We start from the raw sequence: 23,237 nt of genomic DNA, 5'->3' as shown, positions 1-23,237 counted from the left end.
GGGTGTCTCTTACACCCAGCCCGCGCTGCGGGAGATGCGTATCGCGTCGATGCGGTTGCGCGCGCCGGTCTTGCGGGTCACGGCCGCCATGTAGTTGCGGACCGTCCCGCTGGCCAGGTGCAGGGCGCGGGCTATCTCGGCGACCGAGTCGCCTTGCGCGGCGCGGGCCAGGACGCTGAGTTCGCGCGGGCTCAGGGGGACGGGATCGGCCTGCATGAAGGCGGAGGCGAGCGCGGCGTCGATGAACCGCTCACCGGCGGCCACCTTGCGGACGGCGCGGACGAGCCGGCCGGGTGAGCCGTCCTTGTCGACGTAACCGAGGGCCTTGGCCTGGAAGGCGCGGCCGAGCGTGCCGGGCGTCTTGGCCGTCGCCAGGACGAGCAGCGGGGTGGGCCGGGTCAACAGACCTCCAGGACACGTCCCTTCGCCCGTGAGGACGGCCGTCGCCCCCGGACAGTCGACGTCGACGACGGCCACGTCTGGTCGTAAGGACTCGGCGCGGCGCGCCGCCGTCCGCCAGCCCGCGGCCGTGACGTCGAAGTCGCCTTCGGATCTCAGCAGAGCCGCGAGGGCGGAACCCACGAGGCTGACACTGTGCAGTACGAGGACCTTCGTCATGGTGACTCTCCGAACTCGGTTCTGAGCGGGCGGTCAAGGCTTCATCAGCACCAAGCGGTTGCCCAGGTACCGGCCGCCGGAACGTGACCATCGGGGGCACGCGGGGGCGCATGGCCGTAATGGGTCTGCGTCCCTGCGGCGCAAGGTCGGCATGTCGTACTTGTCGCCTCAGTCCGCCGCCTCGGGCGGTTGTCCGTCACCGTGATGTGTCCGGATCCCGCTCCCACGCCGGAACGGCCCCGGGCGCGCGGGTGTTCGAAACGCGGGCGGGCGGCACCGGATCAACCGGTGCCGCCCGTCTGCCGGATCGGGAGGGGTGTTCAGCCGAGGAAGCCGCTGTAGTAGCCGCCCACCTGGCCGCGGTAGTCATCGTCGTGGAGGTGCTTGTCCCGTTCGAACTCGGGAGCGTCCTTGATCTGTTCCTTCGTCCCGTCGACGTAGATCTTCTGCTCCTGCGGGTCGATGCGCGTGATGGTGCCGGCCGGGAGCAGGACCTCCCTGCCGAAGATCCACGGCCCGGTGTCGACCACGATGTAGGAGGAGCCGACCTCGTCCGAGTGCTTGTCGACCTTACCGATGCTGCCGTCGACGGCCTCCACCTTGTAACCCGTCAGGTCGGCGCCCGGCGCCCGGCCGGACGTCTCGCGGTAGCCCCATACGTTCCCAGACATGCGAACATCTCCTTGATCGGTTCGTCGGTCCCCTCCGCCCCGCCGTCCTGTCAGGAGGACGGGAGGAGCGGGGACCTCGTAACGGCCCGCCTGCCCCGGCGGACGGTTCCCACACGCGGGCGGCTCCCGCCGCCCGTCCGCTCCGTACGGCTCGCACCCGTATGGAGCAGAGGCCGCTCGGGCCCGCTGCTCAGACCCGGCCGCGCCAGGATCCGGTCTCCTGCCCGCGCGTCTCGATGTACTCCTTGAAGCGCTTGAGGTCACCGGTGATCTGCCGCTTGACGAAGCCGAGCTTGTCGCCGACGTTCTCCGTGAACCCGTCCGGGTCGTAGTCGAGCTGGAGCATGACCTTGGTCCGGCTGTCGTCCAGGCGGTGGAAGGTGACCACACCCGCCTGCCGGACCTCGCCGCCCAGCGTCGTCCACGCGACCCGCTCGTCGGGGATCTGCTCGGTGATCTCCGCCTCGAACTCCCGCTGCGCGCCGCCCACCTTGGTCACCCAGTGGGTCATGGTGTCGGTGCGCTGGTCGATCCGCTCGACCCCCTCCATGAAGTGGGGGAACGTCTCGAACTGCGTCCACTGGTTGTAGGCGGTACGGACGGGGACCTCGACCTCGATGGACTCTTCGACCTTCGACATGGTTTCGCCCTCCTGTTCACGGCCGCCGGCGGGTCCTGCCCGCCGGACGGAACCGGGGAGTCCGTCTCCCGGTCCCGCCCGTGCCCCGGTTCGCCCGTTCCAAAAACGTTGTGCGGCGGCCGGTTCGGAGCACCCCGGGCGAGCGGACCCCTGTTCCCCCGAACGCGCACAAGAAACTTCCAAAAGAAACGAATGCGGCGCACCCGGCAGGGCAGAGGACTGCCTGGAGGTTGATAACTATGGTTCCCCTGCTACTCGTTCTCCTGCTGGCCCTGATCCTTTTCGGTGCCGGCTTCGCCGTCAAGATCCTTTGGTGGATCGCGATCGCCGTCCTGGTGATCTGGCTGCTCGGATTCGTTGCCCGTCCGAAGGGCGGCAGCGGCCGATGGTACCGCTGGTAGTTCGCTGACCAGCGCGCCGACCGCAGTGGGCCCGTACCGGTTCTTTTCCGGTACGGGCCCACTACGGTGTTCCGTCATTCCCGCTGCGGAATTGGAGAAGTAATATGCTCCGCTTTCCAGGGCAGCGAGCAGCCCGTACAGGAGGAAAGGCGGTCACCTTCGTGTCGCGTAAAAGAACCGACGCCCCCACCCTTCACCCGCGGCACGAGCGGCGCGGCGAAGCCAGGATTCCCGCGGTCCTCGTCACATTGGCGGCGATCTTTCTCTACCTCGCGCTTCCCCAGCGGCTGCTGATCGCTCCGCGCTACGTGCTCCCGGCCCTGGAGGTACTGCTCCTCCTGCCGCTGATCGCGATCAACCCGCGCCGGCTGACCCGCCAGACGAAGGCGTTCCGGTTCATGTCGGTGACGCTGGTCCTGATCATCGTGGCGAGCAACCTGACCGCCCTCGGCATCCTGGTCCACGAGCTGCTCTACGCCGGGGTCGACGACGGCCGTTCGCTGCTCGTGGCGGCGCTCCAGGTGTGGCTGACCAACGTCATCGCCTTCGGCCTCGCCTACTGGGAGCTCGACCGCGGCGGTCCGGTCAGCCGTACCCAGACCCCTCGTGAAGAGCTCCAGCTGGCGGACTTCCGCTTCTCGCAGGACGAGAACGACGACGCGGTCCAGGAAGTCGCGGACGGCGCGAGCAAGGTCTCCGACTGGGTCCCCACCCTGGTCGACTACCTGTACGTTTCCGTGACCAATTCGACCGCTTTCAGTCCGACGGACACGATGCCGCTGTCCGCCCGCGCCAAACTCCTCATGGCCGTACAGAGCGTGGCGGCCCTGCTGACCTCGCTGCTGGTCATCGCGAGGGCGGTGAGCATCCTGCGCTGAACCGCCACCCCCGGATCCCCGAGCGGCGTTCACGGCTTCGGGCGGCCGTCGTCCTCCCGGTCACTGCGGAGCACGACCGTGCTGTGCGACTCCAGCCGGAGGAAGCCGCCCGGTTTCAGTTCCCGCTCGTCCGGGACGTCCGTCGTCGCGGTGTCGAAGAGCAGCGTCCAACGGGGGGCGAATCGGCTGCCGGGGAGGCGGAAGTCCACGGCGGCGCCGGAGCTGTTGAACAGCAGCAGGAAGGAGTCGTCGGTGACCCGGTTGCCGTAGCGGTCGGGTTCGGTGATGGCTTCGCCGTTGAGGAACATGGTGAGGGTGCCGGCGTTCGGCAGCGTCCAGTCCTCTTCCTCCATCGGCGAGGCGTCCGGACGCAGCCATTCGACGTCGGCCGGGAGACCCGTGTGTCCGGCGGCGCGTCCGGAGAAGAAGCGCCTGCGGCGCAGGACGGGGTGCTTGCGGCGGAGCCGGATCAGGCGGGAGGTGACGTCGAGCAGCCGTTCGCCGCGCTCGTCCAGCTCCCAGTCGATCCAGGCTGTGGGGTTGTCCTGGCAGTACGCGTTGTTGTTGCCTCCCTGGGTGCGGCCGAGTTCGTCCCCGTGGCTGATCATCGGGATGCCCTGGGAGAGGATCAGCGTGGTCATCAGGTTGCGCTGCTGGCGCTCGCGCAGGGCCAGCACCGCGGGGTCGTCCGTCTCGCCTTCCGCGCCGCAGTTCCAGGAGCGGTTGTCGTCCTCGCCGTCCCTGCCTTCCTCGCCGTTCGCGTCGTTGTGCTTGCGGTCGTACGAGACGAGGTCGCGGAGGGTGAACCCGTCGTGGGCGGTGACGAAGTTGACGCTGGCCAGGGGGCGGCGCCGGTCGTGTTCGTAGAGGTCCGCGGAGCCGGTGATGCGGGAGGCGAATTCGCCGAGCGTGCCTTCGCGGCCGCGCCAGTAGTCGCGGACGGCGTCCCGGTAGCGTCCGTTCCACTCCGACCACAGGGGAGGGAAGTTGCCGACCTGGTAGCCGCCTTCGCCCAGGTCCCACGGTTCGGCGATGAGCTTGACGCGGCTGATGACGGGGTCCTGCTGGATGACGTCGAAGAAGGCGGAGAGCCGGTCCACCTCGTGGAACTGGCGGGCGAGCGTGGCGGCGAGGTCGAAGCGGAAGCCGTCGACGTGCATCTCCTGCACCCAGTAGCGCAGCGAGTCCATGATGAGCTGGAGCACGTTGGGGTGGCGCATCAGCAGGCTGTTGCCGGTGCCGGTCGTGTCGTAGTACTGGGAGCGGTCCTCGTCGGACAGCCGGTAGTACGCGCTGTTGTCGATGCCCTTGAAGGCCAGCACGGGTCCCTTGTCGTTGCCCTCCGCCGTGTGGTTGTAGACGACGTCGAGGATGACTTCGATGCCCGCCGCGTGGAGCGCCTTCACCATCTGCTTGAACTCGGTGACCTGCGCTCCGCGGCCGCCGCTCGCGGCGTATGCGTTGTGGGGGGCGAAGAAGCCGATCGTGTTGTAGCCCCAGTAGTTGGACAGGCCCTTTTCGGCCAGGTGGCCGTCCTGGACGAACTGGTGCACCGGCATCAGTTCCAGGGCGGTCACCCCGAGGCCGGTCAGGTGGCCGATGATGGCGGGGTGGGCGATGCCCGCGTAGGTGCCCCGCAGTTCTTCGGGCAGGGCCGGGTGGGTGCGGGTGAGGCCGCGTACGTGGCCTTCGTAGATGACGCTGGCGCCGTAGGCGTGGCCGGGGGGTGTGTCGTCACCCCAGTCGAAGCCGCGGTCGGTGACCACCGACAGCATGGTGTGGCCCGCGCTGTCCAGGGTGTTCGGTTCCGCGCCGTCCGCGAAGCGGTGGCCGTACAGGGACTCGTGGTGGTCGAGCTGCCCCTCGATGGCGGTGGCGTACGGGTCCAGCAGGAGCTTGGCCGGATTGCAGCGGTGTCCGGCGGCCGGGTCGAACGGCCCGCGGACCCGGTAGCCGTACCGCTGACCGGGGCCCACGTCGGGCAGGTAGATGTGCCACGCGGACCGGTCGATCTCCGTCATCGGGACGCGGGTCTCACGCCCGTCATCGTCCAGCAGGACCAGGTCCACACCCTCCGCGACCTCGGAGAAGAGCGCGAAGTTGGTTCCGGAGCCGTCGTACGTCGCTCCCAGGGGATACGGTTTACCCGTCCATGTACGCATGTGGTCACGCTACTGTCGCGGACGGCTGATCACCGCCGGACGCGCATGAGCGGGCCGTCTCGGGTAACACGGCGTCAATGAGACCTGAACGCGGCGCAGCCGTGAGCGCCGGACGCGTGCCCGTACTGCTGTTGCTACCGGTACAGGCGGCCCTGATGGTGGGTGTGGGGCTGCTGGTCACCGGGCCGCTCGCCGAGCTGTGGCCGTTGGCTGCGGAGGACGGCGTCAACCGCGCCCTGGCCGCGCACCGCGGCGGCCCCGCGACGCCCCTTTCCGAGTGGTTGTCCCTGCTGGCCGGCACGCAGAGTGTGATCACCCTGACCCTCCTCGCCGTCGTCACCCTGCTGGCCGTGTCGCGGGGACGGCGGCTGCGGGAAGCGGTCTTCCTCGCCGTGGCCGTCGCCGCGCAGTCGGCGGTGTTCCTGCTGGTGACCATGATCGTGGAACGGCCCCGCCCGGGCGTGCCGCACCTGGACCCGGCGCCGCCCACCTCCAGTTTTCCCTCCGGGCACGTCGGGGCGTCCGTGGCGCTGTTCGGGGGCTTGGCCGTCCTGGTGGCCGTCCGTCTGCGCGGCGCGCGGCGATGGGTGCGGTACGCGGTGATCACCGCGCTGGTGCTGGTCCCGGTGGCCGTGGCGTTCTCCCGGGTGTACCGGGGCATGCACCACCCCTCCGACGTGGTGGCCGGTCTGCTCAACGGGGCGTGCACCCTGCTGGTCGTGGCCCACGCGCTGCTGCTTCCGGGGCGGCCCCGGGCGGCGGGCTCGGCCCACGCGGAGTCGCTCCCCTCGGCCCGCGCCACCGATGAGGACGGGGTGGCCGACGCCGCCCGGGGGCGGCGGGTCGTGGTCGTGCGTCACCCGCACGGCTGCGGCGAGGAACTGGCCGGGCGGGTGCGGGGCGTCCTGCGCCGCCACGGTTACGCCGATCAGGTGTGGACCCCGACCTCCGCCGAGGATCCCGCCGGCGCCCTCGCCCGCCTGGTCGCCGAGGCGGACACCGGGCTCGTCGTGGTCTGCGGCGGGGACGGCACCGTACGGGCCTGCGCCGACGTGGTGTCCGGCACCGGTATCGCCCTCGCGGTCGTTCCCTGCGGCACCGGCAACCTGCTCGCGCGCAACCTGCGGCTCCCCTCCGATCCGGCCGCCGCCCTGGAGGCGGCCCTGTCCGGGGAGACGGCCCGGATCGACGTGGGCCGGGTGCGGGGGGACGGGCTGGAGCCGGTCCTGTTCACCGTCATGGCGGGAGCGGGCTTCGACGCCGCGATGGTGGGGGACGCCTCGGAGCGCGTCAAGGAGCGCCTCGGCTGGGCCGCGTACGTCCTCTCGGCGGTCCGCCACCTCGGCGACCCCCGCATGCGCCTGTCCGTGCGGCTGGACGGGGGCGCGGTGCTCGAGCGCCGGGCCCGGATGGTCGTGATCGGCAACGTCGGCACGCTGCAGGGCGGGCTGCCGCTGCTGCCCGACGCCCGGCCCGACAGCGGGCGCCTGGAGGTGGTGCTGCTGGACCCCAGGGGCGCGCGCGGCTGGCTCGCGGCGGCGGGGCACATCGGCTCGCGCATGCTGCCGGGCCGGGCGACCCGGGCTTCCGGCGGAGCCCGCGGTGCGCGCGGCGCGGTGGCCGGCGGGGCGCTGGAGTACTTCAGCGCCGTACGCGTCGACATCCGCTTCGCGAAGCCCCAGCCGCGCGAGCTCGACGGTGACGTCGTCGGCTCCGGGACCCGGCTGACGGCCGAGGTGGAGCCGGGTGCGCTGCGGATCTTTCTGCCGCCCCGGCCACTGACCACCGAGGTCGCCGCGGCCCCGGCCGAACAGGCTCCGTCCACCGTCGGCGGCTGAGTTCCGGCCGCGCACCGCACCAGTCAGACAGGGGGTACGCACATGGGCACCGCGACGCGGGTACCGCAACGCAGCGAGGTGGTGGCGGTGGAGGCCGAGCTGGAGGTGGAGGGCGAGGAGCTGTCCGCCGAGGAGGCCTGGTCCGCGCTGCGCCGGTACGGGGGCTGGAGCCTGGTGCGGGACTCCTTCATCCGGTTCCGGTACGCCGACGGGTTCAGCCATTCCAGGGCGCTGGCGCTCCAGACGGTCCTGTCGATCGTCCCGCTCGCCATCGCCGTCGTCGGCCTGTCCGGCGTGCTGCACACCGAGGACATCGGCCGGATCGCCGAGCTGACCATCCGTAGGCTGGCGAGCGGCCCCAGTCAGGACGTGGTGGACGACGCCCTCGCGCAGAGCCACCACCGGGCCGGGGACGGCAGCCAGGTCGCCCTCTGGCTCGGTCTGCTCTTCTCGGTGGTGAACGTGACCACGAGCCTGTGCCAGGTCGAGCGCGGCGCCAACCGCATCTACGGAACGGAACGCGACCGGCCGTTCCTGTCCAAGTACACGCGCGGGCTGGTGATGTCCCTGCTGGCCGGGCTGCCGCTGGGGCTCAGCTTCGCGGTCACCGTGCTCGGGGCGGAGCTGAGCCGCGCCGTGGCGGAGGTCTACCACCTCGGCCCGGACGTGATCCGCGTGTGGGACGTGCTGCGCTGGCCGCTGGGGATCCTGCTGGCCATCCTCGCCACCAGCGCCATCTTCCGTCTCTCGCCCCGGCGCACCCAGCCCGGCTACACCTGGCTGGCGTTCGGCGCCGCGGTCTACCTGGTGCTGTGGCTGCTCGCCACCTGGGGCCTGAGCCTGTACGTCGGGGCCAGCGGCTCATTCGCCACCGTGTACGGGCCCCTCAGCGCGTTCGTGTCGCTGCTGCTGTGGTCCTACCTCACCTCGATGGCCCTCTTCCTGGGCCTGGCGTTCGCCGCCCAACTGGAGGCCGTACGGGCCGGGGTGAGGGAACCGGTCACCGAGGACCCCGGAGTCTGACGCGGCCCGGTGTCGGACGGCTCCGGAGGGGGCACGAGACACCGACGGGCTCCGGCCGGGCACGACGCAACTGTGAAAGGAACCACGAGGAACATGGCACGACGCTCCATCCGGCTGAGGCGACACGTCACCCGGCTCCTGTCCGGCCGTTCGGGGCCCGACGCGCGGTTCGGCGTGCGGCTGGTGACGACGGTGGCCGCCACCGCGCTGGTGTCGGTGCCCTTCGCGGTCGCCCTGGTGCTGGTGGAGTCCCGGTGGGGGCCCTTGCACCGGCTCGACCAGGGAGCGGCCGAGCGGCTCCATCGTGCCGCTGTGGACCATCCCGCCTGGGTGCGGGTGCTCGAATTCCTCACGCAGGTGGTGTGGGGGCCGCTCACCATGCGCCTCCTGGTGGCGGCGCTGGTGGTGTGGCTGCTGCTGCGCGGGGCGGTGCGCCTGGCGCTGTGGGCGGCGGTCACCGCGACGGCCGGCGGCCTGCTGGGGATGCTGGTGAAGAACGTGGTGGAGCGGACCCGGCCGCACCTGCCCGATCCCGTCGCGCACGCGCCCGGGTTCTCCTTCCCCTCCGGTCACGCCCTGGCGGCCACCACGTCCTGCGCGGTCCTGCTGCTGGCCCTGCTGCCGCTGGTGCCCCGGGCCTGGCGTCCGCTTCCGTGGGCCCTCGCGGCGGTCTCGGTGATCGGCGTAGGGTACACCCGGGTGGCCCTCGGCGTGCACTGGGTCAGCGATGTGGTGGGGGGCTGGCTGCTCGGGCTGGCCGTGGTCACGGCGACCACCTTGGCGTTCGAGGCCTGGCGGGCGGATGTCGGGCGGCCCAGGACCACACCCGTACAGGGCCTGGAGCCCGAGATCACGGCCGAGCACCCCGAACCTCCCGCGGGCGCCTGCTGAGCACGACGACTCCCGTGCCCCGCCCCGCCGTAATCCGTTCCGCCCATACCCCATGACCGACCCGGCCAATGCGACAAGATCTGAGGGCGAGTTCTAGCGGATACGACCCTTCCCCAAATCGACAACTTGTTTGAGGATCATGGGCGGTCCGGAAGCATTTCATCCGCTTCTATGTCCAGGCGCCCCTACACGATGAGGATCCATGCTCTCCCGACACGACATTCCCACCTCCGCCGCGATATGGAGATCCGTCCGGACAACGAGCGGGGGAGCGCTGGTCCTTTGAGGTTCCGGATCGGCCGTCCCAGCAATCCGCCCGCCCACCGGCCCACGGAAGAACCGGCATCCCCTTCCGTCAGCGCCCCGCCCCCGGCCTCCGAAGCACCCTTGTCGGAGTACGAGATACACCTGATCAAGTCTTCGGCATCGGTGGTCGCCCCCGTGGCCGAGGAGATGACGGTCTACTTCTACGCCATCCTGTTCGCCCGCTACCCGCAAGTGCGTCCGATGTTCCCGCCGGGGATGGACACCCAGCGCGGTCGCCTCCTGCGCGCGCTCCTGCACATCGTGGACGTGGTCGACGACCCGGCGAACCTGGTCCGCTTCTGCGGGCACCTCGGCCGCGACCACCGCAAGTTCGGCACCCTCGCCGCGCACTTCCCGGCGGTCGGCGAGTGCCTCCTGGCCTCCCTCGCACGCTATGCCGGTCCGGCCTGGACGCAGGACATCGCCGACGCGTGGACGAAGGCGTACGGCGTGGTCTCCGACGTCATGATCAGCGCGGCCGAGGAGGACGCGGCGGTGCGGCCCGCCGTCTGGCCCGCCACGGTGGTGCACCACCTCCCCCGCGGACACGGCATCGCCGAGATCACCGTGCGCCCGCACCAGCCCTACGCGTACCAGGCCGGGCAGTACGTGAGCATGGAGACGCCGTGGTGGCCGAAGCTGTGGCGCTACTACTCCCCCGCCAACGCACCTCGAGCCGACGGCACCCTCACCTTCCACGTCCGCGCGGTGCCCGGCGGCTCGGTCAGCGAAGCGCTGGTGCACCGGGCGGCGGTGGGCGACGTACTGCGGCTGGGCCCCCCGCTGGGCGACATGGTCCTGGACGCGGCCGTGCACAAGGACCTGCTCTGCGTGGCCGGCGGTACGGGGCTGGCCCCGATCCGCGCCATCATCGAGGAGGTCGCCCGCCGCGGGGGACGCCACCAGGTGGACCTGTTCCTCGGCGCCCGCACCGGCAACGAACTGTACGGGGTGGACGACATGCTGCGGATGGTCCAGCGGCACCACTGGCTGACCCTGCGCGGCGCGGTCTCCCACGAGAACGGTCCGGGTCTGCGGGGATCACTGCCGCAGGTGCTGGCCGAGTACGGGCCGTGGTACCAGCACGACGCGTTCCTCAGCGGACCGGCGGCAATGGTCGCATCCGCCAGCGAAACGCTGACCCGCCACGGTACGTTGCCCGACCGTATCCATCACGACCCGTTCGAGACGCCCGTCCTGTCCGCCCGCTGAACCGGATCCCCGTCCCCACTCCCAGGAGCAGTCCAGTGATCTTCCCCCCACCGTCGTCCGGTTCGGCCGGTGAGCACCGGTTGCAGCAGCAGCTGGGTACGGCCGAGCGCGCCGCCCGCTTCTACGACCAGCAGGTACGCCCCCACCTGACGGACGAGATGCGGGAGTTCATCGGCTTCCAGAGCATGGTGTTCCTGGCGACCGCCGACTCCCACGGAGAGTGCGACGCCAGCTTCCGCGCCGGGCCGCCGGGATTCGTCCACGTCATCGACTACCGGACGCTCGCCTACCCGGAGTTCCGCGGGAACGGGGTGCTCGCCAGCGCCGGCAACATGACCGAGAACCCCCACCTGGGCATGCTCTTCGTGGACTTCACCCACCACCACGTGGGACTGCACGTCAACGGCGTCGCCCGGCTCTACGACGACGCGGACCTGCGCCGCGTCCATCCCCAACTGCCCACCGACGTCGCGCCGGGGCGGGGACCCCAGCTGTGGGTCCACGTCACGGTCCAGGAGGCGTACATCCACTGCTCGAAGTACATACCGCACCTCGAACCCGCTCCCCGCCCCGTGAGCCACGACCCGGCCCGGCCCAAGGACGCGGACTACTTCACCAAGCGCCGTACCGCGGTGTGGTCGGGACTTTCCTGACACGGCGCGCACGGGCGCATGCGCACGGGCGTGAGGGGCACGAGCGCGCTGTGACATCGACTCTGAGCAGCGAAGGGCGCCGCGGGCGCGCCCCCGCCACGGCGGTCGCGGCGCGCGCCCGCGGCGCGTTGCGCGGTACGGCCGTACGGCTCTGGCACGACAACGTGGCGGACTCGGCGGCGGCGCTGACCTATTACGGCCTGCTCGCGCTGCTGCCCGCGCTGGTGGTCGCCGTCTCCCTGGTGGGGCTGCTCGGGGACCCGACGCGCAAGCGGCTCGTCGCCGAACTCACCTCCTACGCGCCTCCCCAGTCCGCGCAGGTGCTCCAGGACGCGCTGAACGGCCTCTCGGCGGCGCACACCTCGGTGTGGACGCTGGCGATGGGCGGGGTGGTCAGCGCGCTGTGGTCGGCTTGCAGTTACCTCGCCGTGTTCCGCCGGGCCCTGCACACGATGCACCGGGTCCCCGACACCCGGCCGCCGCTCCGCGCGGCGCACATGCTGCTCATCACCTCCGGCCTGCTGCTGCTCCTCCTCATGGTGGGCGCCGTGGGTCTGGTGGCCTCCGGTCCGCTGGCCCGCCGGCTCGCCGCGGCCGCCGGGGTGGGCGTGGGGAGCCTGACCGTTCTGCGCTGGCCGGTCCTGCTCGCCGTCGTCACGCTGCTGATCCTGATCCTCTTCCGTACCGGGCCGGCCGGCACCCGCGGTACCCGGCGGGGGCTGCCGGGCGGCGTCCTGGCCGCGGCCCTGTGGCTCGGCGCGTCGCTGGTCTTCACCCTCTACACGCAGCTGAACACCTACGGCCGCCTGTACGGCTCGCTGGCCGGCGTCATCGTCTTCGTGGTGTGGCTGTGGTTCGCCAACCTCGCGCTCCTGGCGGGGGCCCAGTTCAACAGGGAGCTGGCCCGCACCCGCGCGGACTGACAGCCGGGGCGGGGGCGGAGCGGACCCCGTCAGCGGCCGGCGGCGCGTTCCACGACCAGGCGGACGGCGGCGGTCGTGAGGTCCGGGTCGTGGAGCTGGACGTAGTGGTCGCTGCCCGTGGCCAGCAGGTGCGGGGTCTGCGGGGCCAGTGCCACCAGCGACTGCTGGGCCTCGGGCCAGGCCGCTTCCAGCCGGGCCAGGAGTTCCCGGCCCATCGAGGCGGGCGCCGCGAAGGGCTCCGTCTTGCTGAGGACGGCGAGCGGGACGTGCGGCAGCGGGCCCGCCCGTTCGACGGCCGTCACCGCCCCGTCGATGTCGACCTGTTCGAACGCCGGATCGTCGTCGAAGCGGGTGCCGGGATGGCGCAACCCGTCCACGTACGCGGGCCAGACGGCCCCGAGGCCCCGTTTCAGCGCCGGGGCGAGCGCGTCCAGGAGGACGAGGCCGCGGGTGCGGTCCGGGTGCTGCTTCGCGTACAGCAGGGTGATCAGGCCCCCGTAGGAATGCCCGACCAGTACGTACGGTCCCGGCACCTTGCCCGCGGTCAGGACGCGGTCGAGGTCCCGCACCACGGCGGACAGCTCCCGGGTGCCGGTCACCGGGCTGCTGCGGGTGGTGAGGGCCGGCGGATCGGTGTAGCGCAGGGTGCCGGGCCGGTCGTACAGACACACCCGGGTGAACGTCGCCACGCCCGGGAAGACGGCCGGCGCCTTGGGCACGGGCGGCGCGGTGTCGGTGAGGGTCCAGCTGTCGGACGACTCGTGCAGGCCGGCCACCAGGACGACGGTCGGCGCGCCGCTGCCGCGGCAGTGCAGGTACACCGTGCGCCCGCCGCCGATAGCCACGTGCTGCACGGTGTCACCGCCGTCGGCGGAAGGCGCGGGGGCCGGTGGCCGGGCGGGGGCGGGCGCCCCCGCGCAGAGCGTCAGCGCGGCGGCGACCGCGACCAGCACGGCGGCGCGGGGACGTCGGCGCATGTCCGGGGGCCTCCTTCCGGCCGGTCCGGCGGCTACGGGGCGAAGATGCGCGAGAGGTACGAGCCGAGGCCCGCGCCGGCCGGGGGACTCAGCCGGGCGCCCAGGTAGCCGTCGGGGCGCACGACGAAGGCCACCGGCCCCTCCCCCGCCCCGTACATCCGGGCGAACTCGCCCCGCGCGTCCCGGTACACGGGGACCGGGGCCGCCGTGCCGGCGTCGGTGGTGGCGAGCACCGCGCAGATGTTCGCCTGTCCCGGGGCCAACTCCTCGATCACTTCATGGAGTTGTTCGATGTGGGGTACCTCGGGCCCGGGCCCGTAGAGCAGCAGGGTGTGTTCACGGCCGCGCAGTACGTCGAACAGCCGCAGCGGGTACGCGGTGACCTCCGCGACGAGCCCGCCGCAGTCGGGCGCGCGTTCGCCGGGCTGCGGGCCCGGGCCGGCGTCCGGCTCCGGCGGCTGTACGAGGGGGCTGTCCGGGTAGCCGACGAGGAGTTGCGCCTCGCGCCGCATCAGGGTCATCGGGTCCTCCGGGTCGGCGTCCATGCCCGCGGTGGCGTGCCGTACGGTGCGTCCGACCACCTCCTCGCCGACCGGGCGGCGTTCGGTGCCGTAGCTCGCGAGCAGGTCCGGGTCGGCGGTCCCCTCGACGGCCAGGGCGAGCTTCCAGGCCAGGTTCCAGGCGTCCTGGATGCCGGTGTTCATGCCCTGGGCGCCGGTCGGCGGGTGGATGTGCGCGGCGTCCCCCGCGACGAAGACCCGCCCCTGTCCGTACCGGCCCGCCAGCCGGTGACTGATCCGGAACACGGAGGACCAGCGCAGCGCGGACGCGGTCGTGGGCTGCGGCGACAGCCGGTCGAGCACCTTCTGCACGTGGGTCAGGTCGGGCGCCCGGCCGCCCTCCAGGCCGTGCGCCACCCCGTCGCCGCCGGCCGGCGCCCCGGCGGAGAGTTCGGGCGGCACCAGCATCGACATGCGGTACCGGTGTACGCCGGGCAGCGGGATGCACACCAGCAGGTCGTCGAGGGCGCCTTCGGCGTCGCGGTGTTCGCTGCGGACGCCGTACCCGTGGGGCACGTCCCAGTCGACCTCCACGTCGGCCAGCATGTACTCGTCGGGCAGTGCGCCGCCTTCGAAGGCCAGCCCGAGGCCCTTGCGCACGCTGCTGTGCGCGCCGTCGCAGCCGACGAGGAAGCGGGTCCGTACCTCCTCATCGCCGTGCGGGGTGCGCAGCACGCAGGTCACGCCGGTGGCGTCCTGGGCGAAGGAGACCAGCTCGGTCTCGCGCTCGATCGCGGTCCCGAACCGGTTCAGGTACTCCTCCAGGATGCGCTCGGTCTCGTACTGCGGCAGGGCGGCGAAGCCGTACGGCACCTCGGGGGGCAGTGCCAGATCGATGCGGCCCTTCTCGGTGCCGTTGAGGTACATGAACTGCCCGCGCATCGGGACGGCGGCTTCGAGGGCGTCCCGGACGAGGCCGATCCGGTCCCAGAGCTCCAGGGTGCGGGGCTGGATGCCGACGGCCTTCGCATAGGGGAGCCGGGCCGGGAGCCGGTCGACGATGCGGCAGGAGATCCCCCGTCTGCGCAGTTCGCCCGCGGCCGTCAGACCGACCGGTCCGGCGCCCGCCACCAGGACGTCCGCGTGTGCCGCATCGTGGTGCGCCATGGCGTTCTCCCCATGTGTGGTCCCCCGCGCGAAGGATGCACTTCCATGGTGGCCCGGCGGTGCGCGAGCGGCCATCGCACGGCCGGCCCGCGCCCGGTGGGGTCAGGGCACGGCGGTGGCGAGCCGCGGGTAGTCGACGACCAGGCCGTCGGCGTCGAAGGTGACGTCACTGCGGAAGTCACCGGACTCGTAGCGGATCCGGGACCCGGACGGGCCCCGCTCCAGCGGGGTGTACGTCTGACGGTCCGCGCTCACCATGAGGTCCGGCACGGAGACCCAGGCCATCAGGAAGGTCCGCGCGGCGGCGCCGGGCCGGCGGTGGAGGCCGTGCCGGAGCACCGGCATGGTGTTGGTGAGCGGGCACAGGCCCAGGTCGCAGTCGAGGGCTCCGTCGAGGTCGGGCCGCGGTGTCCCGTTCTGCGTCCACCGTCCCTCGTCGTCGCGGAGCAGCTCCAGGCGGGCCGTCGTGTCCTGCGTCTCGACCGTGACGGACAGGCGCCGGGTCACGTACTCCGGTCCGGTCTCCATCTCGTACGCCAGCCAGTAGGGCGCCGGATCCAGGGCCACCGCCCGGCCGCGGGCGCGCAACCGCCCTGTGGCGAGCTCCGCCCACGCCGTGGTGTACCCCCGCGAGGGCAGGACTTCCCAGGTTCGCACCAGTGCGTGCGTGTCGGGCGGCGCCATGGCGGCAGTCTAGGGCCGGGGCCGGCTACGCGGCCGCGTGGAAGAAGGCCGCCGCCTCGCCGCGGGAGGCGACACCGAGCTTCGTCAGGATCTTGGCGACGTGGAACTTGACCGTCGATTCGCTGATGTGCAGTTCCTGCGCGATGGCGCGGTTGCGGTGTCCTTGTGCCAGCCGCATGAGGACTTCGAGTTCCCGTGCGCCCAGGGCGGCCAGCGGGTCGATGGCGGTGGCCGCGGGCGCGTCCGGGGTGGTCAGGGGGATGACCGCGGACACGGTGGTGCCCCAGCCGGGGACGGGGTCGATGTCGAGGCGTCCGCCGAGGACCTCCAGCCGGTCCGCGATGCGGGTGGGGCCGAGGCCGCAGTAGCTCATGCCGCCCGGCCCGTCGTCCCGTACGGTCACCCGTAGTTCCTGGCCGGTGATCTGCCAGCCCACGTGGACGCGGGTGACGGGGTCCTGTTCCAGGACGGCGAGCAGCAGCTCCCGGGCGATGGCCCGCGCCGTGTGGGCCACGTCGGCGGCCACGCTGCGGGTGGAGTCGGGTGCGCCCAGCTCCAGCCGTACGGGGCTGTGGCGCAGCAGCGGGCGCAGTGAGTCCGCGAGCCGGGCGAAGGCCTCGTCGGCCCGTTCCTCGGCCATGGCCTGGTCGCGTTCCGCCTCGGCGCGCAGTTCGGCCAGTCCGGACACGGCCAGTTCGGTGGCGGTCGAGCGGGCCGCCGAGTCGTGGAGGTTGCGACTGCGCAGGACCCCGAGCAGGGCGGTCAGCGTGGCGCTGTGACGGGCGCTCAGTTCGGCGATGACCCGGGCGCGGGTGTCCGCCGCGGCGCGGGAACGGGCGAGGGCGCCGGGGGCGGCCTCCGCGGCCAGCCGGTCGAAGTGGCTGACCACCAGGGTCCACAGCGCCTGGACCACGGCCAGTGCCGCGTCCTCGGCGGGAGCCGCGTCCTCGTCGCGTACGAGGACCAGGAGCGCGCCCCGCCGGGTCGCGTCGGTCATGACCGCGATGACCGGCCGGTCGGCCCCGGCGATGGCCGCCCTGCCCTGCCAGGGCTGTCCGGCGGTGCCCGCCCGGAACAGCGGCTCCATGTCCGCGGTGCTGATCCGGGTCGCGTACACCTCGTCGCCGAAGGACTTGAACGGTGAGTGGGCGCAGTGCGTGGACAGTTCGGCGGCGGCCCGGTGCGGCACGAGTCCGGAGAGGACCGCCGAGAGCCGGGGCAGGATCTCCCCCAACGGCTGCCGGATGACGTCGTACCCGGCGGCCAGCGCGGCGAGTGTCGCCTCCCCCGCGGCGAGCGGGGGCGTGGTCGGGGTGGTGAGGGGCGCGGCGGTCGCGATCAGCTCCATGGGGTCAGCCTAGCCAGCGCGGCCCTGACCCCCACTGGACTTTCGGCCAGGTACCACTGGTCCGAAGACGGGCCGGATTCCCCGCCGTCCGGCCAGAGGCTTGAGCCATCGACGAACAAGATCCACAGCGGGGAGACACTGACATGGAAGCGATCGTCTACAACGAGTTCGGCGGGCCGGAAGTCCTGCGTCACGAGCGGATCGGGAAGCCGGAGCCGCGCGCCGGGGAGGTCCGGGTGAAGGTGGTGGCTGCCGGCGTCAACCCGCTGGACTACAAGCGGCGTTACGGCTGGGTCGAGGAGTTCTACCCGAGCGTGTTCCCGATGGTCCCCGGGCTGGAGTTCGCCGGTGTCGTCGACGCGGTCGGCGAGGGCGCCACCCATGTCGCCGTCGGGGACGAGGTCCTGGGCTGGACCCGGACGGGCGCGTACGCCGAGTACGCCATCGCCGACGACATCGTCCGCAAGCCGGCCGGGCTGTCCTTCGAGCGCGCCGCTTCGCTGCCGGTGGCCGGCGAGACCGCGCAGCGGGTCCTGGACCTGCTGCGGGTGAAGGCGGGCGAGACACTGCTGGTGCACGGGGCGGCCGGGGTGGTCGGCTCGGTGGCGGTGCAGCTGGCGGTGGCCGCGGGGATCACCGTCATCGGCACGGCTTCCCTGCCCAACCACGACTACCTGCGCGCCCTGGGTGCCGTGGCGGTCGAATACGGTGACGGCCTCGCCGGGCGGGTGCTCGCGGTGGCGCAGCAGGGCGTGGACGCGGTGTTCGACGCGGCGGGCCAGGGTGTGCTGCCGCTGTCGATCGAGCTGGCCGGCGGCTCCGCCGAGCGGGTCGTCACCATCGCCGATCCGACCGCCGCCGACCACGGGGTCCTGTTCAGCGGCGGCGGTACGGACCCGGCGGCGATCCGCGCCGGTCTGGCCGAGCACGCCCGCCTGGCCGCCGAGGGCCGCTTGCAGGTGCGTCTCGGGGAGGTGTTCGCCCTGGCGGACGCCGCGAAGGCGCAGCAGCTGAGCGAGTCGGGGCACGCCCGCGGCAAACTGCTGATCCGGCCCTGAGTCCTCGGCCCGGCTCCGTCGCGCGGGGGCCCGGGTGCCGGGGCGGGCCCGGGGCGTGAGAGGGTCGGGCCCGACAGGAGGAGGGCAGGGTGACCGGTACGGCGTCCCAAGGGCTGGTCCTGGTGGCGGACGACGACGCCGCCATCCGTCGCTCGCTGGAGCGCGGGCTGCGGCTGAGCGGCTTCACGGTGCTCCTCGCCGAGGACGGTCCGGGCGCACTGCGGCTGCTCGCCGACCGGAACCCGGACGTCGTCGTCCTGGACGTGTCGATGCCGGGCCTGACCGGTACCGAGGTCTGCCGTGATCTGCGGCAGCGGGGCGACGAGACTCCGGTCCTGATGCTGTCGGCGCTCGACGAGCTGGCCGACCGGGTCGCCGGACTCCAGGCCGGGGCCGACGACTACCTGGTGAAACCGTTCGCCCTGGAGGAACTGGTGCTGCGGCTGCACGCCCTGCTGCGGCGCCGGCCGGCCCAGGCCCCCTCGGACGTACTGCGGGCCGGTTCCCTGGTGGTGGACGAGGCCACCCGCCAGGTGCGCAACGGCGACGCCGAAGTTCACCTGACCAGGCGGGAGTTCGAGCTGTTGGTGCAGTTCGTACGCAACGCCGGGATCGTCCTCACCCGGGACCGGCTGCTGGACCGGGTGTGGGGGTACGACTTCGAGGTGCGCACCGACGCCGTCGACACGTTCGTCAGCTACCTGCGGCGCAAGCTGGAGGAGGGCGGCCGGCCCCGGATGATCCACACGGTGCGTGGTGTGGGCTTCGTCCTGCGGGTGCCGGACGACCGGAGCCGGCCGTGAAGCTCGCCACCCGCATCGCGCTCTCGGTCACCGTCGTGGTGCCCCTGCTGGTGCTCGCGGCGGGGCTGCTGGTGCTCGGGCTGGTCACCCGCGACCTGCACCAGCAGCAGGACTCCCGGCTGCGGGACCGGGCCTCCGCGGTCCTGCCCGACGTCAGGGCGCTGCTCGCCGCCGACCTCAAAGGCCGTCCGAAGGTGGAGCAGAACCAGCACCGCAAGGTTCTCGGTGATGCGCTCGACGCCGGGATCACGGTGCGGAGCGCGGACGGGAACCTCGTCCTGGAGGGCGGTCCCCATCCCGCCGATCCGACCCGGCTGCCCGACCGGACCCCGGACGGGCCCGTCACGGTCCGGTCCAAGGGGCACGCCTGGCGGGTGCTGGCCGTCCCGGTGGGCGGGGCGGCGCCGGGCACGCTGTGGCTGACGGTCCCCGCCTCCGCGACGGACCCGCAGCTCGTCGCCGTGCGCGGCCGGGTCCTGCTGGTCGCGCTGGTGTCGGCTCCTGCGTCGGGCCTGATCGCGTACGGACTGGCCGGGCGCGCCACCGCCTCCGTACGGCGGTTGAGCCGCCGGGCCGCCGCGCTCGACCCTCGGGCGGGCGCCGCGGCCTTCGCGACGGCGCCGGTGAACATCGCCGAGGTGGACGAGCTGTCCGCCGCCATCGGCCAGTTGCTGGCCCGCTACGACGAGCAGGCGCTGCGGACGGCGCAGGCGCTGGAGACCGCGCGTTCCTTCTCGTCCGCCGCCTCGCACGAGCTGCGCACACCGCTGATGAGCATGCGGACGGACCTGGACGTGCTCGCGGCCCACCCCGATCTCTCCCCCGGTGAACGGGCCGAGGTGGTGCGGGACCTCCAGAGCGATCACGCCCGGCTGCTGGAGCTGCTGACGGCGCTGGCGATGCTGGCCCGGGGCGACCTGGTGGAGGCGTCCGCGTTCGGCCCGCTGGACCTTGCGGAGCTGGTGGACGCGGCGGTGGGCGACGCCGGCCGGCGCCGGCCCGAGGCCCGGCTGACCGCGGAGCTCCCCGCCGAGCTGCCGGTCCGGGGCTGGGACGCCGGGTTGCGGATCCTGCTCGACAACCTGCTGGGCAACGCCGTGACCCACGGGCACCGGCCGGGCGAGGCGCCCGTGGTCGCGGTGCGGCTTCGGGCCGAGGGCGGGTACGCGGTGCTGACCGTGGACGATTCGGGGCCCGGCGTCCCGCCCGGTGAGCGAGAGGCCGTCTTCCGGCGCTTCCACCACCGCCCGGGCAGCCCCGGCTCCGGGCTCGGACTGACGCTGGTCGCCCAGCAGGTGGCGCTGCACGGGGGTACGGTCACCATCGGCACGGCGCCGGGCACGGCGGGCGCCCGCTTCGAGGTGCGGCTGCCGTTGCCGGCCCCGGACGCTCCCGCCGCGCCGCTTCCGTCCCGCCGCGACTGGATCTCGCGCGGCGACTGAGCCCGGGACCGGGGACGCCCGGACCGGACCGGGACCGCCGGGCCGCAACCACCCGACCGGAACCACGGGCCGGGACACCCGACCGGAGCCGCCGACCGGGACCGCCGGGCCGCAACCACCCGACCGGAACCGCCGGCCGCAACCACCCGACCGGGACCCACAAGAAAACCACAAAGACGCCCCCTACCGTCCTGCTCGGCCGACCCGCCCAAGGAGAGCCGGCCAGTCACACGAAGGGGACACCACCATGCCGCACCACCGCAGGACCGCCGCCGCGATCGGCGCCGTCGCACTGACCGGCGCCCTGTTCGCCGCCGCCCCCGCGCAGGCCGACGCCGGCGCCCCGGGCGCGAGCGCCTCGCCGAAGTCCGCGCCGAAGGGCGACGGCGCCAAGGCGATCTGCAAGCGTCTGCCGAAGACCGAGGACCGCGTCAACGCCGCCGTGACCCGGCTGAACGGGGACGCCACCGTCTCCGGATCGATCGCCCGGCTGGAGCAGCGCGTCAACAACGCCAAGTCCGAGGGTCACACGGAGATCTACACCTACCTCAACGACCGTCTGACGGCCCGCAAGAACCTGCTGCCCACGCTGCAGAAGCGGCAGGCGGACCTCAAGGCGGTCAGCACCTGGTGCTCCGCCCAGAAGTCCAAGTGACCGGGCGCGCCGCCGCGGGCCTCGCCGCGCTCGCCGCCGGGGCGGCCCTGCTGCTCACCGGCTGCGGACCGGCCGCCGGCGCCCAGCACAAGGCCCCCCAGTCGGTGTCGGACGACGCCAAGGTCAAGGACATGCAGGACAAACTGGACGCCGCCGACGACGCGGCCGCCCAGGCGGACGCGGACGCCACCCAGAACAACTGAGCGCGTGGGCCATTCGGCTGCTGCGGCGCGCGCGGGCGGCGGGCCCGGGTGAGGCTTGTGATCAGGTCTTCTTCCGGTCTCACGCCTAGGGAAAGGTCCGATCCCATGCCGTTCAGCCCTCGCAAGGACCTGGGACTGCTGGCCCTGCGCCTCGGTACGGGCGGCGTGCTCATGGCACACGGCGCCCAGAAGCTCTTCGGCTGGTTCGGCGGCGGAGGCCTCACGGGCACCGCCAAGGCCATGGAGCACATGGGGTTCGCCCCGGCGCGTCCCAGTGCCGTCGCCGCCGGGCTCGGAGAGGCCGGCGGCGGTGCGCTGCTCGCGCTGGGACTGGCCACCCCGGCGGCGGGCGCCGCCGCGGCCGGCGCGATGGCCGGGGCCGTCTCCGTCCACGCGCCCGCCGGGTTCTTCGCCCAGGGCGGCGGTTTCGAGTATCCGGCCTTCCTCGGCTTCGTCGCGGCCGCGCTCGGTCTCGCGGGGCCGGGGCAGTTCTCCCTCGACCACTTCACGCGTCACCGGCTGGACCGGCCGGCCGTGCTGCTGCTGGCCTTCACCGTCAGCGCGGCCGCGGCGACCGTCGTCGTCACCCGTCGCAACGCGGCCGTGGCCGCCACGGCCGCCGCGGCCGACGAGGGCCCGGACGACGGCGCGTGATGCCCAGGCGACCCACAGCGCGCCCGGCGCGCCGGGACACGGACGAGACCCGCGCCCGAATCCGTACGGCCGCCCGCAGGGCACGCGGCCGACACCCCGTCCCGGGCCCGTCCGCGGTGGCCCCGCTGCTCGTCACGCTGGCGGGGTACGCCTGGCGGATCCTGGTCCTGGCCGCCTTCGCCTACGCCATCTTCGTCGTCCTGGGGCGGTTCCACGAGGTCGCGGTGGCGGTGTTCCTCGGCCTGGTGGTGACGGCGATGCTCCGGCCGCTCGCCGATCTCCTGGCGCGGTGGGTGCCGCGCCCGCTGGCCGTCGCCTTCGCCCTGATCGGCAGCATCGTCCTGGTCCTCGGCATCCTGGCGTTCGTCGGGGAGACCGTCGCCAGTGAATGGGACTCGCTGGTGACCGAGTTCAGGGACGGGCTGGCCCGGATCCAGCCGTGGCTGGAGCGCCCGCCGCTGCGGCTGAACGCCGACGCCCTGAGCGATGCGCAGGCCCGGATCGGCGAGTACCTCTCCAGCCACCGCTCGGACATCGTGAACACCGCCGTCACCGGGGCGGGCCGGCTCGTTGAGGTCCTGACCGTCGCGGCGCTGGCCCTTTTCTGCTCGGTGTTCTTCATCCACTCCGGCGACCGGCACTGGCAGTGGTTCTGCGGCCAGCTCCCGGCCGGCGCGCGCCACCGGGTCGCCGTGGTCGGCCGTGCCGCCTGGAGCACCTTCACCGGCTACACCCGGGGCATCGTGCTGGTGGCCGGGACCAACGCCATCCTCGTCGGCGTCGCCCTGCTGGTGCTGCGCGTGCCGCTCGCCGTGCCGCTCGCCCTGCTGGAGTTCGTCGCGGCGTTCATCCCGCTCATCGGCTCACCCGTGGCCCTGGCCGTCGCCGCCATCATCGCGCTGGCCACCCGGGGGCCGCTGATCGCGGGGCTGGTGATCGTCCTGATCGTGGTGATCGGGCAGATCGAGGGCCATCTGCTGCACCCCCTCGTCATGAGCTGGGCCGTGCGGCTGCACCCGGTGATCGTGGCGCTGTCGGTGATCGCGGGCGCCATCGCCGCCGGTGTGGTGGGGGCGGTGGTCGCGGTTCCGCTGGTCTCGGTCCTGTGGTCGGCCGGCCAGGCGCTGCGCTCCACCGCCCCGACCTGACCTCAGCGGCGGCGGCCCCTGGCCTCCTCGGCCGCGGGACCGAACTGTTCGTCCAGTACCGACAGCCGCCGCCAGTACTCGTCCTCGTCGATCTCCCCGGAGGCGAAACGCCGTCCGAGGACGGCGATCGGCCCTGCCTCACCCGGGGATCCGTGGCCGCCGGAGAAGGGGCGGCCCGCGGCCCACGGCCGGCCCCGCCACGCCGTGCGGCGCAGGACCGTGACGACCGTGACGACGACCGCCGCCCAGATCAGCGGGAAGAAGAGGATCCACGGGCCGGGCCCGTCGAATGCCAGTGTGTTCATCTCGTTCAGCTCCTCGGAAGTGGTCCGTCCGTCGCTTCCGAGACTGCCCGGGCCGGTGGCCCGCGTCGTCGTACGGG

The 23,237-nt window shown here is 72.8% G+C and carries 24 protein-coding genes; 15 read left to right on the top strand and 9 right to left on the bottom strand.

The annotated features are described in order from the left end of the window. Positions 1-9: 9 nt before the first annotated feature. The 3 genes from ACIA6C_RS17965 to ACIA6C_RS17955 form a co-directional block, all read right to left on the bottom strand. Entirely contained in the window at positions 10-618 is a 609-nt protein-coding gene (locus ACIA6C_RS17965; RefSeq protein ID WP_399276882.1) for a response regulator transcription factor, read from the bottom strand. A 320-nt stretch (positions 619-938) separates the two neighbouring features. Continuing rightward, positions 939-1,289 carry a PRC-barrel domain-containing protein gene (locus tag ACIA6C_RS17960; protein ID WP_399276880.1) on the bottom strand — a complete coding sequence of 117 codons (351 nt, stop codon included), beginning with the start codon at positions 1,287-1,289 and terminating at the stop codon, positions 939-941. Between the two features lie 190 nt (positions 1,290-1,479). After that, a complete protein-coding gene (locus tag ACIA6C_RS17955; RefSeq protein WP_361126538.1) occupies positions 1,480-1,929 on the bottom strand; it encodes an SRPBCC family protein in 450 nt (149 codons plus the stop codon). A 239-nt stretch (positions 1,930-2,168) separates the two neighbouring features. On the opposite strand from ACIA6C_RS17955, the gene ACIA6C_RS17950 reads away from it, so the two are divergent. Both ACIA6C_RS17950 and ACIA6C_RS17945 read left to right on the top strand, forming a co-directional pair. Further along, on the top strand, positions 2,169-2,330 hold the full coding sequence (locus ACIA6C_RS17950) for a hydrophobic protein (protein WP_361126535.1): 162 nt from the start codon (positions 2,169-2,171) through the stop codon (positions 2,328-2,330). Between the two features lie 248 nt (positions 2,331-2,578). Beyond that, positions 2,579-3,208, top strand: a complete 630-nt coding sequence (locus tag ACIA6C_RS17945; RefSeq protein WP_399276878.1) for a hypothetical protein — start codon at positions 2,579-2,581, stop codon at positions 3,206-3,208. 29 nt (positions 3,209-3,237) lie between these two features. Here ACIA6C_RS17945 and glgX read toward each other — a convergent pair whose 3' ends face one another. Then, positions 3,238-5,370 (bottom strand): glycogen debranching protein GlgX, encoded by a 2,133-nt coding sequence (gene glgX, locus ACIA6C_RS17940; protein WP_399276876.1) that lies wholly within the window; start codon positions 5,368-5,370, stop codon positions 3,238-3,240. Positions 5,371-5,447: 77 nt separating this feature from the next. Between glgX and ACIA6C_RS17935 the strand changes: the two genes are divergently transcribed. From ACIA6C_RS17935 to ACIA6C_RS17910, 6 genes are all read left to right on the top strand, one after another. Further along, positions 5,448-7,208, top strand: coding sequence for a diacylglycerol kinase family protein (locus ACIA6C_RS17935; RefSeq protein WP_399276874.1), 1,761 nt, complete (start codon positions 5,448-5,450; stop codon positions 7,206-7,208). Between the two features lie 42 nt (positions 7,209-7,250). Then, positions 7,251-8,231 (top strand): YihY/virulence factor BrkB family protein, encoded by a 981-nt coding sequence (locus ACIA6C_RS17930; protein WP_361126523.1) that lies wholly within the window; start codon positions 7,251-7,253, stop codon positions 8,229-8,231. 93 nt (positions 8,232-8,324) lie between these two features. After that, positions 8,325-9,122, top strand: coding sequence for a phosphatase PAP2 family protein (locus ACIA6C_RS17925; protein ID WP_399276871.1), 798 nt, complete (start codon positions 8,325-8,327; stop codon positions 9,120-9,122). Positions 9,123-9,509: 387 nt separating this feature from the next. Next, entirely contained in the window at positions 9,510-10,640 is a 1,131-nt protein-coding gene (locus ACIA6C_RS17920; protein WP_399276869.1) for a globin domain-containing protein, read from the top strand. Positions 10,641-10,675: 35 nt separating this feature from the next. Beyond that, positions 10,676-11,293 carry a pyridoxamine 5'-phosphate oxidase family protein gene (locus ACIA6C_RS17915; protein WP_399276867.1) on the top strand — a complete coding sequence of 206 codons (618 nt, stop codon included), beginning with the start codon at positions 10,676-10,678 and terminating at the stop codon, positions 11,291-11,293. 50 nt (positions 11,294-11,343) lie between these two features. After that, on the top strand, positions 11,344-12,216 hold the full coding sequence (locus ACIA6C_RS17910; protein ID WP_399276865.1) for a YihY/virulence factor BrkB family protein: 873 nt from the start codon (positions 11,344-11,346) through the stop codon (positions 12,214-12,216). A gap of 29 nt (positions 12,217-12,245) precedes the next feature. Here the strand turns inward: ACIA6C_RS17910 and ACIA6C_RS17905 are convergent, their stop codons facing one another. The 4 genes from ACIA6C_RS17905 to ACIA6C_RS17890 all read right to left on the bottom strand — a co-directional run bounded on the left by ACIA6C_RS17905 (position 12,246) and on the right by ACIA6C_RS17890 (position 16,892). Continuing rightward, on the bottom strand, positions 12,246-13,193 hold the full coding sequence (locus ACIA6C_RS17905) for an alpha/beta fold hydrolase (protein ID WP_399276863.1): 948 nt from the start codon (positions 13,191-13,193) through the stop codon (positions 12,246-12,248). Positions 13,194-13,225: 32 nt separating this feature from the next. Beyond that, positions 13,226-14,860, bottom strand: a complete 1,635-nt coding sequence (locus tag ACIA6C_RS17900; RefSeq protein ID WP_399276861.1) for an FAD-dependent monooxygenase — start codon at positions 14,858-14,860, stop codon at positions 13,226-13,228. Between the two features lie 102 nt (positions 14,861-14,962). After that, positions 14,963-15,544 carry a putative glycolipid-binding domain-containing protein gene (locus ACIA6C_RS17895; protein WP_399276859.1) on the bottom strand — a complete coding sequence of 194 codons (582 nt, stop codon included), beginning with the start codon at positions 15,542-15,544 and terminating at the stop codon, positions 14,963-14,965. A 25-nt stretch (positions 15,545-15,569) separates the two neighbouring features. Continuing rightward, positions 15,570-16,892, bottom strand: coding sequence for a hybrid sensor histidine kinase/response regulator transcription factor (locus ACIA6C_RS17890; RefSeq protein ID WP_399276858.1), 1,323 nt, complete (start codon positions 16,890-16,892; stop codon positions 15,570-15,572). Positions 16,893-17,035: 143 nt separating this feature from the next. Between ACIA6C_RS17890 and ACIA6C_RS17885 the strand changes: the two genes are divergently transcribed. From ACIA6C_RS17885 to ACIA6C_RS17855, 7 genes are all read left to right on the top strand, one after another. After that, positions 17,036-17,950 carry an NADP-dependent oxidoreductase gene (locus tag ACIA6C_RS17885; protein ID WP_399276856.1) on the top strand — a complete coding sequence of 305 codons (915 nt, stop codon included), beginning with the start codon at positions 17,036-17,038 and terminating at the stop codon, positions 17,948-17,950. A gap of 89 nt (positions 17,951-18,039) precedes the next feature. Next, the gene (locus ACIA6C_RS17880; protein ID WP_399276854.1) at positions 18,040-18,753 is read left to right on the top strand and encodes a response regulator transcription factor; all 714 of its coding nucleotides are present in this window, start codon (positions 18,040-18,042) and stop codon (positions 18,751-18,753) included. Continuing rightward, entirely contained in the window at positions 18,750-20,195 is a 1,446-nt protein-coding gene (locus ACIA6C_RS17875; protein WP_399276852.1) for a sensor histidine kinase, read from the top strand. Before ACIA6C_RS17880 ends, ACIA6C_RS17875 begins: the two co-directional genes overlap by 4 nt. A gap of 247 nt (positions 20,196-20,442) precedes the next feature. Continuing rightward, a complete protein-coding gene (locus ACIA6C_RS17870) occupies positions 20,443-20,850 on the top strand; it encodes a hypothetical protein (RefSeq protein WP_399276850.1) in 408 nt (135 codons plus the stop codon). Next, complete coding sequence (locus tag ACIA6C_RS17865; RefSeq protein ID WP_399276848.1) at positions 20,847-21,053, top strand: hypothetical protein; 207 nt, start codon at positions 20,847-20,849, stop codon at positions 21,051-21,053. Before ACIA6C_RS17870 ends, ACIA6C_RS17865 begins: the two co-directional genes overlap by 4 nt. A 105-nt stretch (positions 21,054-21,158) precedes the next feature. Then, positions 21,159-21,707 (top strand): DoxX family membrane protein, encoded by a 549-nt coding sequence (locus ACIA6C_RS17860; protein WP_361126484.1) that lies wholly within the window; start codon positions 21,159-21,161, stop codon positions 21,705-21,707. A gap of 116 nt (positions 21,708-21,823) precedes the next feature. Next, complete coding sequence (locus ACIA6C_RS17855) at positions 21,824-22,855, top strand: AI-2E family transporter (RefSeq protein WP_399276846.1); 1,032 nt, start codon at positions 21,824-21,826, stop codon at positions 22,853-22,855. Between the two features lie 2 nt (positions 22,856-22,857). Here the strand turns inward: ACIA6C_RS17855 and ACIA6C_RS17850 are convergent, their stop codons facing one another. Further along, positions 22,858-23,160 carry an SHOCT domain-containing protein gene (locus ACIA6C_RS17850; protein ID WP_399276844.1) on the bottom strand — a complete coding sequence of 101 codons (303 nt, stop codon included), beginning with the start codon at positions 23,158-23,160 and terminating at the stop codon, positions 22,858-22,860. Positions 23,161-23,237 lie beyond the last annotated feature (77 nt).

The organism is Streptomyces sp. NPDC051578, assembly GCF_044454045.1.
Taxonomy (GTDB): Bacteria; Actinomycetota; Actinomycetes; order Streptomycetales; family Streptomycetaceae; genus Streptomyces.
This window is presented reverse-complemented; position numbering and strand designations above follow the sequence as displayed.

Coding starts and splice junctions, on each gene's coding strand:
- glgX (WP_399276876.1), bottom strand. CDS start 5,370: ATGCGTACATGGACGGGTAAACCGTATCCCCTGGGAGCGACGTACGAC.
- ACIA6C_RS17965 (WP_399276882.1), bottom strand. CDS start 618: ATGACGAAGGTCCTCGTACTGCACAGTGTCAGCCTCGTGGGTTCCGCC.
- ACIA6C_RS17890 (WP_399276858.1), bottom strand. CDS start 16,892: ATGGAGCTGATCGCGACCGCCGCGCCCCTCACCACCCCGACCACGCCC.
- ACIA6C_RS17960 (WP_399276880.1), bottom strand. CDS start 1,289: ATGTCTGGGAACGTATGGGGCTACCGCGAGACGTCCGGCCGGGCGCCG.
- ACIA6C_RS17850 (WP_399276844.1), bottom strand. CDS start 23,160: ATGAACACACTGGCATTCGACGGGCCCGGCCCGTGGATCCTCTTCTTC.
- ACIA6C_RS17870 (WP_399276850.1), top strand. CDS start 20,443: ATGCCGCACCACCGCAGGACCGCCGCCGCGATCGGCGCCGTCGCACTG.
- ACIA6C_RS17935 (WP_399276874.1), top strand. CDS start 5,448: ATGAGACCTGAACGCGGCGCAGCCGTGAGCGCCGGACGCGTGCCCGTA.
- ACIA6C_RS17900 (WP_399276861.1), bottom strand. CDS start 14,860: ATGGCGCACCACGATGCGGCACACGCGGACGTCCTGGTGGCGGGCGCC.
- ACIA6C_RS17955 (WP_361126538.1), bottom strand. CDS start 1,929: ATGTCGAAGGTCGAAGAGTCCATCGAGGTCGAGGTCCCCGTCCGTACC.
- ACIA6C_RS17950 (WP_361126535.1), top strand. CDS start 2,169: ATGGTTCCCCTGCTACTCGTTCTCCTGCTGGCCCTGATCCTTTTCGGT.
- ACIA6C_RS17925 (WP_399276871.1), top strand. CDS start 8,325: ATGGCACGACGCTCCATCCGGCTGAGGCGACACGTCACCCGGCTCCTG.
- ACIA6C_RS17930 (WP_361126523.1), top strand. CDS start 7,251: ATGGGCACCGCGACGCGGGTACCGCAACGCAGCGAGGTGGTGGCGGTG.
- ACIA6C_RS17895 (WP_399276859.1), bottom strand. CDS start 15,544: ATGGCGCCGCCCGACACGCACGCACTGGTGCGAACCTGGGAAGTCCTG.
- ACIA6C_RS17905 (WP_399276863.1), bottom strand. CDS start 13,193: ATGCGCCGACGTCCCCGCGCCGCCGTGCTGGTCGCGGTCGCCGCCGCG.
- ACIA6C_RS17860 (WP_361126484.1), top strand. CDS start 21,159: ATGCCGTTCAGCCCTCGCAAGGACCTGGGACTGCTGGCCCTGCGCCTC.
- ACIA6C_RS17885 (WP_399276856.1), top strand. CDS start 17,036: ATGGAAGCGATCGTCTACAACGAGTTCGGCGGGCCGGAAGTCCTGCGT.